Annotated in this window: 11 protein-coding genes; all 11 read right to left on the reverse strand. The window is 70.8% G+C overall.

The genetic code is table 11. From position 1 onward, the window contains the following. Positions 1-6: 6 nt before the first annotated feature. On the reverse strand, positions 7-1152 hold the full coding sequence (metX, locus tag OO70_RS06060; protein WP_078651260.1) for a homoserine O-acetyltransferase MetX: 1146 nt from the start codon (positions 1150-1152) through the stop codon (positions 7-9). Further along, positions 1149-2510 carry a bifunctional o-acetylhomoserine/o-acetylserine sulfhydrylase gene (locus OO70_RS06065; protein ID WP_078651261.1) on the reverse strand — a complete coding sequence of 454 codons (1362 nt, stop codon included), beginning with the start codon at positions 2508-2510 and terminating at the stop codon, positions 1149-1151. Before OO70_RS06065 ends, metX begins: the two co-directional genes overlap by 4 nt. A gap of 306 nt (positions 2511-2816) precedes the next feature. Next, positions 2817-3374, reverse strand: coding sequence for an NADPH-dependent FMN reductase (ssuE, locus tag OO70_RS06070; protein ID WP_043664942.1), 558 nt, complete (start codon positions 3372-3374; stop codon positions 2817-2819). A 56-nt stretch (positions 3375-3430) separates the two neighbouring features. Continuing rightward, positions 3431-4180 carry an alpha/beta hydrolase gene (locus OO70_RS06075; protein ID WP_043664945.1) on the reverse strand — a complete coding sequence of 250 codons (750 nt, stop codon included), beginning with the start codon at positions 4178-4180 and terminating at the stop codon, positions 3431-3433. A gap of 1 nt (position 4181) precedes the next feature. Beyond that, positions 4182-5216, reverse strand: coding sequence for an LLM class flavin-dependent oxidoreductase (locus OO70_RS06080; protein ID WP_043664948.1), 1035 nt, complete (start codon positions 5214-5216; stop codon positions 4182-4184). A 20-nt stretch (positions 5217-5236) separates the two neighbouring features. Continuing rightward, a complete protein-coding gene (locus tag OO70_RS06085; protein WP_043664950.1) occupies positions 5237-6973 on the reverse strand; it encodes an FAD-dependent monooxygenase in 1737 nt (578 codons plus the stop codon). 10 nt (positions 6974-6983) lie between these two features. After that, entirely contained in the window at positions 6984-8324 is a 1341-nt protein-coding gene (locus OO70_RS06090) for an LLM class flavin-dependent oxidoreductase (RefSeq protein ID WP_043664952.1), read from the reverse strand. Positions 8325-8372: 48 nt separating this feature from the next. Next, on the reverse strand, positions 8373-9221 hold the full coding sequence (locus tag OO70_RS06095; protein ID WP_043664955.1) for an ABC transporter ATP-binding protein: 849 nt from the start codon (positions 9219-9221) through the stop codon (positions 8373-8375). Beyond that, the gene (locus OO70_RS06100) at positions 9218-10192 is read right to left on the reverse strand and encodes an ABC transporter ATP-binding protein (RefSeq protein WP_043664957.1); all 975 of its coding nucleotides are present in this window, start codon (positions 10190-10192) and stop codon (positions 9218-9220) included. The genes OO70_RS06095 and OO70_RS06100 overlap by 4 nt, the downstream gene beginning before the upstream one ends. Beyond that, positions 10192-11097, reverse strand: a complete 906-nt coding sequence (locus tag OO70_RS06105; protein ID WP_043664961.1) for an ABC transporter permease — start codon at positions 11095-11097, stop codon at positions 10192-10194. The genes OO70_RS06100 and OO70_RS06105 overlap by 1 nt, the downstream gene beginning before the upstream one ends. 2 nt (positions 11098-11099) lie before the next feature. Next, on the reverse strand, positions 11100-12131 hold the full coding sequence (locus OO70_RS06110; protein ID WP_043664964.1) for an ABC transporter permease: 1032 nt from the start codon (positions 12129-12131) through the stop codon (positions 11100-11102). Positions 12132-12156 lie beyond the last annotated feature (25 nt).

The raw sequence follows: 12156 nt of genomic DNA on the forward strand, positions 1-12156 counted from the left end.
GCACCGCTAGCCGACCAACTCGCTTACGAGCGCGGCCACTTGCTCCGTCTCGATCAGGAACCCGTCGTGCCCATACGGCGATGCGATCAGACGGAGACGGTCCGCCGACGGGATTCCGGCCGCCAACTCCGCCTGCTGGGACGGCGGATAGAGACGGTCGGAGTCGACCCCGGCGACCAGGGTCCTCGCGGTCACCCGGCGCAGCGCCGCGCGCGTGTCACCGCGGTCGCGGCCGATGTCGTGGCTGTTCATGGCCTCGGAGAGAGTGACATAACTGCCCGCGTCGAAACGGCGCACCAACTTGGCGGCGTGATGGTCGAGATACGACTCGACCTGGTACCGGCCGCCGTTCCACGGATCCTCCGAACCCTGCGGCGCACGACCGAAACGGACCGCCAACTCCGGTTCGCTGCGGTAGGTGACGTGGGCCAGACGGCGGGCGAGCCCGAGTCCCGCATGCGGCCCCCGGCCGGTGTCGTGGTAATCGCCGCCGTGCCAGTGCGGATCGGAGCGGACGGCGTGGAGCTGGATGTTCGTCCAGGCGATCTGCTCGGCGCTCGCCGCAGCGGTGGTGGCGAGCAGCAGAAGCGCCTCCGTCCGCTCCGGATACGTCACCGCCCACTCCAGCGCCCGCATCCCGCCCATGGACCCGCCGACCACCAACGCCCAACGCTCGATGCCCAGTTCATCGGCGAGACCGGCTTCTACGGCGACCTGGTCGCGCTGCGTCAGGAACGGGAAACCCCCGCCCCACCTGCGCCCGTCCGGGCGGAGAGACGACGGCCCCGTGCTGCCCTGACAGCCGCCCAGCACGTTCGGCGCGACGACGAACCACCGCTCCGTGTCCAGCACTTGACCCCGCCCGACGAGCGCGTCCCACCAGCCGGGAGTGGGATGCCCCGGCCCGGCCGGTCCGGCGACATGACTGTCACCGGTGAGCGCGTGCAGCACCAGCACGGCGTTCGAGCGGTCCGGTGCGAGCCGTCCCCACGTCTCGAACGCCAGCCGCACACCGGGGAGTTCACCGCCCGCCTCCAGGGCGAGGGGCTTCTCCCGGGTGTGCCACTGACGGCGCCCGGGCGGGTCCCCCTTCCGCCAGGCCCCGGAGGCCGGCGGAAGGGGGACCGCTGACGGTGTCGGTACGGTGCTCAGGACGCACCCTTGGCCGCACGGAACCCGGCCTCCAGGTCGGCCTTCAGATCGGCGAGGTTCTCGATGCCGACCGACAGACGCACCAGCCCCGGCGAGGTACCCGTCGCCGCCAACTGCGCCTCGTCCAGCTGACTATGGGTCGTAGATGCGGGGTGAATGATGAGACTGCGGACGTCCCCGATATTGGCGAGATGACTGAACAGCTCGACCGCGTCCACGAACCGCTTCCCGGCCTCGACGCCGTCCCGCAGTTCGAAGGCCAGCACCGCTCCGGCGCCGCGCGGAAGATAGCGCTGCCCCGCCTCGTACCACCGGTTGGACTCGAGTCCCGGGTAGTGGACGGCGGCCACCTCATCCCGCTGCTCCAGCCACTCGGCCAGAGCCTGCGCGTTCGCCGAGTGCCGCTCGATGCGCAGGCTCAGCGTCTCGACGCCCTGGAGGAGCAGGAACGCCGAGTGCGGCGAGATCGCCGGGCCCAAGTCACGCAGCAACTGCACGCGCAGCTTGATGGCGAAGGCGCCCGGGCCGAGCGCCGGCCAGTACTGGAGGCCGTGGTAACTGGGGTCCGGCTCGCTGAAGTCCGGGAAGCGCTCGGCGTGCGCGCCGAAGTCGAAGGTGCCGCCGTCGACCACGACACCGGCGATCGTGGTGCCGTGCCCGCCGAGGAACTTCGTCGCGGAGTGGACGACGATGTCGGCGCCGTGCTCGATCGGGCGCAACAGGTACGGGGTCGGCACGGTGTTGTCCACGATCAGCGGAACACCCGCCTCGTGCGCGACATCGGCCACCGCCCGCACATCGAGCACATTGCCGCGCGGATTGCCGAGCGTCTCGGCGAACAAGGCCTTCGTGTTCGGCCGGATCGCCGCCCGCCACGCCTCGAAGTCGTCCGGGTCGTCGACGAAGGACACCTCGATGCCGAACTTGGGCAGCGTGTGCCGGAAGAGGTTGTACGTGCCGCCGTACAGGGACGTACTGGAGACCAGGTGGTCGCCCGCGGACGCCAGCGTCAGGATGGCCAGGGTCTCCGCGGCCTGCCCCGAGGCGAGGGCGACGGCGGCGACTCCGCCCTCCAGGGCGGCGACGCGCTGCTCGAAGACGTCCTGGGTGGGGTTGTGGATCCGGGTGTAGATGTTGCCGGGCTCGGCCAGCGAGAACAGGTCGGCGGCGTGCTGGGTGTCGCGGAAGACGAACGAACTGGTCTGGTAGATCGGCGTCGCCCGCGCCCCGGTCGTCGGGTCCGGTGCGGCACCGGCGTGGATCTGCTTGGTCTCGAAGGACCAGGCCGAGGTGTCGGGACCTGCGGGCTCGTCGTCGGGCGTGTGACCCGCGGTGACGGAGTCGATGGGCTGGCTCATGCTTCTCCCTTGGGCGGGGCGTGCGGGGTGCGGGGTGACTGAGGCGACCGCGAGGCCGCTGCCCCGACCGGAAACGGGGAGGGCGGAGGACGGCACGGCGCGGTGGTGGAGAAGGGGGATCGGATGCCGGAGCGGAGCGTCAGCTCTCGGCGGAACACCCCGTGCTGGTGACACGCACGTAGTCGACGTGGCGGCGGGTCACGAGCACGGTCATGGTGTGAGAGAACCACAGCCGGTGCCGGAGAACCAGCGTGACGTGGGGAGTTGAAACACGACTGCCACATCCACGCCGGCCCCCGGTCCGGATCACCCCGTGGACGCCAGCACCGCCGTACGGCCTCCCAGCGCCCTGGAGAAGTGATCCGTGACCTGCTCCAGCGCCGTGGCCGCCGAGGATGCCACGGTCAGGGAGCCGTCGTCGCCGACGGTGATGTCCTTGTCGAGCGTGAACCACCCCGGCACGATGTGCGAGGGCCCCATCGAACTGAGCACCGGCCTCAACGCGTAGTCGATCGCCAGCACATGGGCCGTACTGCCACCGGTGGCCAGCGGCAGCACCGTCTTGCCGGTCAGCGCGTACTGCGGGAGCAGGTCGAGCAGCGACTTCAACAGGCCCGAGTACGCGGCCTTGTAGACCGGCGTGCCGATCACCACCCCGTCCGCCTGTTCGAACAGGGCCGTGGCGGCGACGATCGCCGGGTGCCCGAAGTCGGCGCCCAGCAGGGCCTGCGCGGGCAGGGTACGTACTTCCAGCGGGGTCACGTCATGGCCTTGGCGGCGGAGGCGGTCGTCCAGGTGACGCAGGAGTCGTGTGGTGCGAGAGGTGGGGGAGGGGCTTCCGGAGACGGACAGGATCGAGGCCATGACGGGACCTTTCGAGGTCGGGGTTCAGACGGCGTACCGAGCGGGCGGCCGGACGCTCACCAGGCGGTCGACCGCACGGTGATCAGCGGACGCAGTTCGTTGCGCAGGGTCTCCAGGAAGGTGACGACCTCGGCGGCCACCGAGCGGTGCTGGAGGTCGTTGAGGACATCGTGATGAGCGCCGTGCACGACCGAAAGCCGGGCGCTGGGAAGGGACTTGGCCGTGTGCTCGAGCGCCTCGTGGTCGGCGAGCGGGTCGGCGTCGCCGACGAGGAACAGGGTCGGGACGGCGGCTTCGCTGTCGTAGGCGGCGGTGAGCACGGCCTCCGGGATCGCGTCGTCGAGCGAGCCGCGCCGCACCTCGGGATCCTCGGTGAGGGCGCCTCGGTGAGCCGGGCAGGAGGTGCGGACGTCGAGTTCCTCGTCCCAGGTGCCGGCGGTGACGGCGGGGACCTGACCGGGAAGACCCGCGAGGACCACGGCGTCGGGTTGCGCGTCGGGTGCCTGTCCGAGCGGCGCGGCCACGGCGGCGGCGCCCGAGTCGGCTCCGATCAGGACGAGGGGCCGTACGACACCGCCCTCGGTCGCCGTGTCCTCGGCGGCGGCGGTGAGGCGGGCGGTGAGGGCGGTGAGGTCCTCGGTGTCGAGGTCGGGGGCGTCGATCACGCGGACCCGGTAGGCGTCGGCGGCGAGGCGTCTGCCGAAGCGGGCGTAGGTCGCCCGGGTCTCGCCACGGCCCGGGACGACGAGGATCGTGCCTCGGACGCGGAGGCCCTCGGGGCCGAAGTAGTCGCTGTACTGGGTCATTTCACACTCCTGCGGATACGGGCTCGGCCGGCCGCGCGGGCTGCCAGCCCAAGGCGGGTGCCACCTCGGTCGCGATGAGTTCGAGGGCGCGGACGGCGGCGTCGTGGTCGGGGACGGCGGGGTTGAACTGGGTGATCAGGTCCGTCGCGACGGGCAGCACCTTCTCCTGCCCGAGGGCCGCGACGATCTCCTCGGGATGGCCGTAGAACGAGTGGAAACGGCGCAACGCCTCGTCCGCGTCAAGGCCCTTGGGGAACGCGCCGTGCTCCGCCATGCGCAGCGCGGCCCGGTGGACGTCGTCGCCGATCGCCGCGAGGGCCGTACGCCGGTCCTTGGCGGGGAACACAAACCGGGAGAGGCCGATGCGCGGGCGGTGCACTCGGTCCCAGGCGGCCAAGTAGGCGTCAGCCCACGGGCGTTGGACCTCGTCGGTGGGGGCGTCGAAGCCGTAGGCCGCACGGTTGAGCAGCAGGTTCGAACCGCTCTGCGCGGCGTACCGGGCCCCTTGCTCGCTGAACACCCCTTGCCAGACGCGGTGGTTGAAGTCGCCGGGCCGGGGCTGGATGCGGAAGCCGGGCGTGCCCACCTCGCGGTGGTCGAGGGCCTGGCGCACGATGTCGAGGTTCTCGCTGGTCAGTTCACGCTTGCGCGTCACGTCCTTGCCGAACGCCGCGTACTCCACCTCGCTCGATCCGCTGCCCACGCCGAACTCGACGCGGCCCCCGCTGAGTGTGTCGACGGTGGCGATGTCCTCGGCGAGCCTGACCGGATCCTCCAGCGGCAGGACGGTGACGGCGGTGCCGAGCCGGATGCGGGTCGTGCGGGCCGCCGCGTGGGCGAGGAACGTCCACGGTGAGGACAGTCCGCCGCCTCCGAGAGAGACGTGGTGCTGGGCCACCCAGCCGACGTCGAAGCCCAACTCGTCGGCTACGACGAAGAGTTCCTGTGCATTGCGGTAGGTGCGGGCGATGTCGTCGTCGCGGCCCTGGACGTGGGTGAGGAAACCGAGCCGGAAGCGTGGTCTCTCGCTCGTCATGGGGTGATCGCCTTTCGGTCTCAGGCTGCCGTCGTGGCGGGGGTCGGGGTGCGTGCCACCGGCGCCTCGACCTGGCCCAATACCCGGTCGAGTACGGCGCCGGCGCCGGCCTCGGGCAGCCGGATACCGCGCCAGACGACGTGCTGGTCGGGGCGGATCAGGACGTTGGTGGTGCCGTAGACGGCCCGTGCCGCCGGGTCGGTGAGGTGGACGACGGTGAACGGCAGGGAGCGGGCGGCGGCTTCGGCGGCGAAGGCATGCTCGACCGTTCGGTCCTCGGTGAGGACGAGCAGGCCGAAGGAGGTGCCGAGGCGGTCGTATAGCGTGCCGCCGCTCGGGTCGACGGGGCCGTCCGGCGCGCGGTGGCCCGGTCGCGGGTCGTCCTCGTAGACGTCGGCGCGCCAGGGCGGTTCGGTGTCGAGCTGGCCGGGTTCGTACCAGACGACCGCCGAGGCGTCGTAGCGCTCGTCGAAGGCGACCCCGTCGCTGCCGAAACGGTCCCGGCGCAGGCGTGCGCCGATCTCGGCCCGCCGCCGTACGGCCTCGTCGCCGAGGTCCGCGTCGTCGGGAATCCCGGCGGCCCTGATCTCGGCGAGGGTGGCCTCTGTGCGCCGCGCCCGCTCCAACGAGTGCTCGGCGACACGCCAGTTGTGCGGGCGGCGCTCCTGGTCGTAGGAGTCGAGCAGACTCGGCGGAGCGTGGCCGTCGAGCACCGCCGAGAGCTTCCAGCCCAGGTTGACCACGTCGCCGATGCCTTCGCCCAAGTTGCCGCCGGGCGTGCGTACATGGGCGGCGTCACCGGCCAGCAGGACCCGGCCGCGACGGAACGTCTCCGCGATCCGGGTGGCGTGGTAGAAGGTTGTCGCGGACACCAGCTCGAGATCGAGGTCCAGTCCGAACGCCGCCCGCCCGATGTCCAGCAACTCGCCCTCGCTGGGCTCGTGTTCGAGGGGGTAGGGCCCGGCGTACACCCGCCACTCGCGTGCGCTGACGGCGGCCAGGAAGCCGGAGGCGCGGGCGTTGACGACGATGTTCGTCGCGCTCGGCGAGGGTCCGACCCGGTCGGAGATGTCGCCGGTGCGGACGATGAGGCGCAGCCGTTTCTCGGTGGCGTGCTGTCCGGTTCGGCCGATGCCGGCCAAGCGGCGGGTGGTGCTGCTGCCTCCGTCGGTGCCCAGGACGTAGGCGGCCCGAATGGTGTGTGTGCGCCCGGAGTTGACGTCCACGACCTCCGCGTCGATGCCGTCCTCGTCCTCGCGCAGCGCGGTCAACTCCCAACCGCCGGACACGCTGACGCCCTGTTCCGTGAGGTGGTCGAGGAACACCCGCTGGAACACGGTCTGCGGGCGGCGCAGCGCCTCGTCCGCGGAGTGCCCGGAGGCGCTTCCCCTGGTGGTGAACGACGGGGCGGGCACCGGCATCAGTTCGTGCCCGGCGAGGGAGGTGACCAGCCGCGTCCCCCGGTGCCATTCCGGCGGATACGTCCACGCGTCCCTCACGCGCTGGAGCAGTCCCCAGCGTCGCAGATGCTCCACGACACGCGGGGTGTGGCCCATCGCGCCGGCCCGTACCAGGGTCGCGGTGCGGGCCCGGTCGACGACGGCGACCTGGACACCCCGTGAGGTCAACTCGACGGCGGCCGCGAGTCCCACCGGGCCCGCGCCGACGACGAGGACGCCGACCGTCGCCGGGGGAGTGGCGGCGGGGAAGCGGACGGTGTGGACGTCGCGGCCCCCCGTCGCCGACAGTTCGGTCATCGCGCGGCCCTCAGTCGTTCACGAGCTGGCGCTCGCGGGAGTGACGGTTGGCGGGGATCGGCAGGCCGAGGTTGCCGCGCAGGGTGTCGGACGTGTACTCGGTGCGGAACAGGCCGCGCTTCTGGAGGATCGGGACGACACTGTCGACGAAGTAGTTCAGCTCTTCCTCGGTGCGGAAGGCGAGGTTGAAGCCGTCGAGGGCGCGGGCGTCGAACCACTGTTGGATGGTGTCGGCCACGGTCCGCGGGTCCCCGACGAACGGCGACTGGTGGAACTGGTTGACGGATTCGGCTACTTGACGCAGGGTCAGGTTCTCGGTCCTGGCCCGCTCGATGAGCTGCGTGGCACCCGTGCGCCCGCCCTTCTCGGCGAGGTGGGCGACATCCGGGAAGGGCGCGTCCAGGTCGTGCACGCTGAAGTCGTACGCCCCGAAGGAACGGCCCAGCAGCGCCAGGTTGCGGCCGAAGTCGTCGTCCTCCTCGAAGATCTCCCGCTCGCGACGGCGAGCCGCCTCGTCGGTGGCGCCGACGACAGGGCCGCCGTGGATGAGGATCTTGACGTGCTCGGGGTCGCGGTCGTAGGCGGCGGTGCGCTTCTTGACGTCGGCGTAGTAGTCCCGCGACGACTCCAGGGTGCCTCCGGGCGCGAAGATGCCCTCGGCGACCTGGGCGGCGAGATCACGGCCCTCCTCGGAGACACCGGCCTGGAAGATCACCGGCTGGCCCTGCGGGGAGCGGGAGAGGTTCAGCGGGCCCGCGATCTTGAAGTGCTCGCCCGCGTGGTCGAGTTCGTGCAGCTTGGCCGGGTCGAGGAACACGCCCCGCTCGACGTCGGCCGGGAACGCGTCGTCCTCGTAGGAGTCCCACAGCCCCCGCGCGACCTGCACGAACTCGAGGGCACGGCCGTAGCGGGTGGCGTAGTCGAGGTGCTCGTCGAGTCCGAAGTTCCGCGCGGTGCCGGTGTCGAAGCTGGTGACGACGTTCCAGCCGGCCCGCCCGCCGCTGATGTGGTCGAGCGAGGCGAAGCGGCGGGCGAGGTTGAAGGGCGAGTTGTACGTCGAACTCGCCGTGCCCACCAGGCCGAGGTGCTTGGTGTGGGTCGCGACGGCCGACAACAGGGTCAGCGGTTCGAGGCGGTTGAGGTAATGCGCCGGGTAGGTGGAGTTGATGAACTGGCTGTCGACGATGAACAGGGCGTCGAACAAGGCGTGTTCGGCCGCCTGTGCCAGCCGGATGTAGTAGTTGATGTCGATGCTGGCGTTCTTCGCGACGCGCGGGTCCTTCCACAGACCGTGCTGGCCGGGACCGCCCACGCCGTAGGGGTGAAGGGCGAGGTGGAGCGTGCGGGACATGGCTGTTCCTGTTCTGTCAGCGGAAGTTCAGCGGAAGTAGACGGGGTGTCAGGCGTGCAGGAGGGCGCGCAGGAGGGCGCGCAGGGTCTCGCGTTCGGCGCGGTCGGCCGCCGCGCTGTGCAGGGTCGGCGCGGACCGTACGAGCAGGCGGGTGTAGGGGTGCTGGGGCCGGCGGATGACGTCGGCGGCAGCGTCGATCTCGACCAACTCGCCCTGGTACAGCACGGCGATGCGGTCGGCGACCCCGGCGACGGACCCGAGGTCGTGGGAGATGAAGACGAGCGCAACGCCGTCCGCGCGGAGCTCCTTGAGGATCTGCAGGATCTGGACACGGTTGGCGGAGTCGAGCGCGCTGACCGGTTCGTCGAGGATGACCAGCCGTGGCTCGGTGACCAACGCCCGTGCCACGGCGACCCGTTGACGCTGACCACCGGACAACTCGCCCGGCAGCCGGTCGAGCAGATCCTCCGAGAGCCGTACCCGGTCGAGGAAGGCGCGCACCCGCGTCGCCGCCTCCTGCCGGGACACGCCCTGGATCAACAGCGGTTCGGCCAAGGACGTTTCGATCGTCACGTCAGGGTCGAGGCTGCGCAGCGGGTCCTGGAAGACGTACTGGATCACCCCCCGACGGCGCAGCGCGCGCCACTGGCGATGGCCGTACGCGCCGACCTCCTCGCCGTCGATCACGATCGACCCGGACGAGGCACGCACCAGGCCGAGCGCGGCGCGCGCGAGCGTCGACTTGCCGGAGCCCGTCTCGCCGATGATGCCGATGGTCTCGCCCGGCGCGATGCTCAACGAGACATCGTGCAGGGCTTGTCGGCGGCGCCGGCGCAGGCCGTAGTGCACGTCCAGGCCGGTGACCTCAAGGACGGGACCGGCGGGCTCCCCGCTCATGCGGACTCCTCGACTTTGTCCCCGGCGGCGACGGCCCCCGCGGCTTCTGTGGCGTCTATGGCATCTGTGGCGAGGAACTTGTCCAGGCCGTACTGCTCGTGCTCGGCGATCAGCAGCCGGGTGTACTCGTGCTGGGGGTGGTGCAACACCTCGTGTGTAGGGCCCTGTTCGACCACCTCGCCCTGCCGCATGACGAGGACCTCGTCGCAGAGTTGCGCGACGACGGCCAGGTCGTGGGAGACCAGGACGAGGGCAAGGCCGGTGCGTTCACGGAGGTCGGCCAGCAGGTCGAGGATCTCGGCCTGGACGGTGACGTCGAGCGCGGTCGTGGCCTCGTCGGCGATGAGGATGCGCGGGTCGGCGGCGATCGCGGCCGCGATGAGGACCCGTTGGAGCATGCCGCCGGAGAGCTCGTAGGTGTACTGGGTGTAGACCAGCTCCGGGTCGCGCAGACGCACCGCGTGGAGCAGTTCGATCGCCTGGCGGTGCGCCTCGCGCCGCTTGAGGCCCTTCTTGACCTTGAGCACCTCGGCGATCTGGGCGCCCACGCGGATCGAGGGGTTGAGATAGGACGCCGGGTCCTGGAAGACCGCGCTGATCGTGGCGCCGCGCAGGGCAGTCCACTGCGCCGACGAGAGGCCGGAGATCTCCTGTCCGTCGATCTCGATCGAGCCGCCGGTGACCTCGAAGTGGGCGGGCAGGATACCCAGCGTGGCCCGACAGGTGAGGGTCTTTCCGCTGCCCGACTCACCGACGATGCCGACGGCCTTGCCGGGCGTGAGCGTGAAGGAGACGCCGTGGACGATCTCCTGGCCGGCGGCCTGGTCGCTGATGCGCACGTCGCGTACGGACAGGACGGGTGTGGATGGAGCGGCGGCCGGACGGACGGGCTCCGTCGTGCCGGTCTCCTCGGCCCCGGCCCTGTTGTTCCGCTCGGCCTCGGTCAGGACTTTCTCGGAGAGAGTTGCCATCACGCACCTCCGGCGTGAACGTGAGCGAGGTCGGCGTCGGAGTCGGTCCCGGCGAGGCGATTCGCGCGTGCCTTGCGGTTGTTGACCAGGGCCCGGCCCGCCTCGCCGGACACATCGCGGATCGCGTCGGCGAGGAGGTTGCAGGCCCAGACGGTGACCATGATCAGCAGGGCGGGGACCAGCGGAGCCCACGGCTTCTGGGTGAGATAGCCGAGGTCCGAGGCGAGCAGGCCGCCCCAGGTGGGCGCGGGCGGCTGGACGCCGATCCCGAGGAACGTCAGCGTCGAGACGATGACGAAGCCGACCCCGATGGTCTGGGCGAGCGCGACGGCGATCGGCGGAAGCACCTTGACCCACACATGCCGCCGTACGACCCACCCGATGGAGGCGCCGGAGATGAGCGCCGCCTCCACGTACGGCGAGCGGGCCACGGCCAGGGTGGCGGCGCGGGCCACCCGGTAGAACAGCGGGGACACCAACACCCCTGTGACCAGCATCGCTTGGGTGATGCCGTTGCCCAGGAGGGCGACCACAGCGACGGCGAACAGCAGGAACGGCAGGGCGACCAGGGTGTCGGTCAGCCGGAGGGTGACCCACTCGAAGACCCGGCCGAAGTAGACCGACAGGATGCCGGGGATCGCCCCGACACCCAGTGCCGTGAGGGCGACTTCGAGCGAGCCGAGCACGCTGACCCGGGAGCCGTCGAGCAGCCGGCTCAGCACATCGCGGCCGAGGTAGTCGGTGCCGAGCCAGTGGGCGCCCGAGGCGTCGGCGAGTGTGTCGGGACTGGTGGCCAGCGGGTTGTCGGGCGCGATGAACGGCCCGAGGACGGCGAGCAGGGCGATCACCGTCAGGATCACCAGGGCGATCCGGCCGGACGTCAGGGAGAGCACGCGGCGCACCATGGTCACACCCCCCGCTGGGACGCCGGCGTCACACGCGCCAGCACCAGGTTGACGATCAGGTTGAAGACGACGACCAGGACGATCGACACCACGAGGACCCCTTGGACGGCCGGAACGTCACCGGCCTGGGCCGAGTCGTTGGCGAACCGGCCGAACCCCTGGAGCCCGAAGATCCACTCGGTGACGACGGAGGCGCCGACCAGCGTGGGGAACTTCAGACCGAGCGTCGCGAGCGCCGGGCCGAGGCCGTTGCGCAGCACATGCCCGAAGAAGATCCGCCGTGGACTGAGCCCCCGTACGATCGCGCCCGTCACGTAGTTCTCGCGGTAGGCGGCGATGAGGCTGGTGCGCAGTTGCCTGGCGACGTCGGCAATCACGTCGAAGCTCAACGCGACGGCGGGCAGGGTGATATGGGCGAGCCACGGCCCGACCCCCTGCGCCGCCGGGACGTATCCCGCGGACGGGAACACATGCAGCCCCACCGCGAACACCGCGACCAGCACGATGCCGACGACGAAGGCCGGCATCACCGAGATCACCGTGACGAAGCCCGTGATCGCACGGTCGATCCACGTGGTGCGGCGCAGAGCGGCGATCGTGCCGAGGGCGAAGCCCGCGACCACACCGATGATCAGCGCGAAGAACGCCACCGACAGGCTCACGCCCAGGCCGAGGCCGATGAGGGTGGAGATGTCGGCGCCGTTGGTCCAGCTGGTGCCGAGCTGCCCGTGCAGGACGCCGCCCAGCCAGTCGACGTACTGCACGAGGAAGGGCCGGTTGAGACCCCACTGTGCTTCAACTCTCGCTACCGCTTCGGGAGTTGCTTCCTCGCCCAGCTGGATCCGCGCCGGGCTGAGCCCGCTCAGTGACCGCAGCGCGAACGTCACGAACGTCGCGACCAGGAACACGGGCACGAAGATCGCGATCGACCGGGCGAGGGTGACCAGGACGCGGCCCAGCGTGTGCCGCGCCCCGGTCGTGGCGATCCGGTGACGGACGTCGGGTGGTGTGGCCGGTGCCTCCGTCGTCGTCATGGCTTGCCCCCTCTCTGTAGTGGCT

The organism is Streptomyces xylophagus, from assembly GCF_000716435.1.
Taxonomy (GTDB): Bacteria; Actinomycetota; Actinomycetes; order Streptomycetales; family Streptomycetaceae; genus Streptomyces; species Streptomyces xylophagus.

What these genes read in the sequence shown, in the direction of transcription:
- OO70_RS06065 (WP_078651261.1), bottom strand. Translation starts at nt 2,510, where the DNA reads ATGAGCCAGCCCATCGACTCCGTCACCGCGGGTCACACGCCCGACGAC.
- ssuE (WP_043664942.1), bottom strand. Translation starts at nt 3,374, where the DNA reads ATGGCCTCGATCCTGTCCGTCTCCGGAAGCCCCTCCCCCACCTCTCGC.
- OO70_RS06075 (WP_043664945.1), bottom strand. Translation starts at nt 4,180, where the DNA reads ATGACCCAGTACAGCGACTACTTCGGCCCCGAGGGCCTCCGCGTCCGA.
- OO70_RS06080 (WP_043664948.1), bottom strand. Translation starts at nt 5,216, where the DNA reads ATGACGAGCGAGAGACCACGCTTCCGGCTCGGTTTCCTCACCCACGTC.
- OO70_RS06085 (WP_043664950.1), bottom strand. Translation starts at nt 6,973, where the DNA reads ATGACCGAACTGTCGGCGACGGGGGGCCGCGACGTCCACACCGTCCGC.
- OO70_RS06090 (WP_043664952.1), bottom strand. Translation starts at nt 8,324, where the DNA reads ATGTCCCGCACGCTCCACCTCGCCCTTCACCCCTACGGCGTGGGCGGT.
- OO70_RS06095 (WP_043664955.1), bottom strand. Translation starts at nt 9,221, where the DNA reads ATGAGCGGGGAGCCCGCCGGTCCCGTCCTTGAGGTCACCGGCCTGGAC.
- OO70_RS06100 (WP_043664957.1), bottom strand. Translation starts at nt 10,192, where the DNA reads ATGGCAACTCTCTCCGAGAAAGTCCTGACCGAGGCCGAGCGGAACAAC.
- OO70_RS06105 (WP_043664961.1), bottom strand. Translation starts at nt 11,097, where the DNA reads ATGGTGCGCCGCGTGCTCTCCCTGACGTCCGGCCGGATCGCCCTGGTG.
- OO70_RS06110 (WP_043664964.1), bottom strand. Translation starts at nt 12,131, where the DNA reads ATGACGACGACGGAGGCACCGGCCACACCACCCGACGTCCGTCACCGG.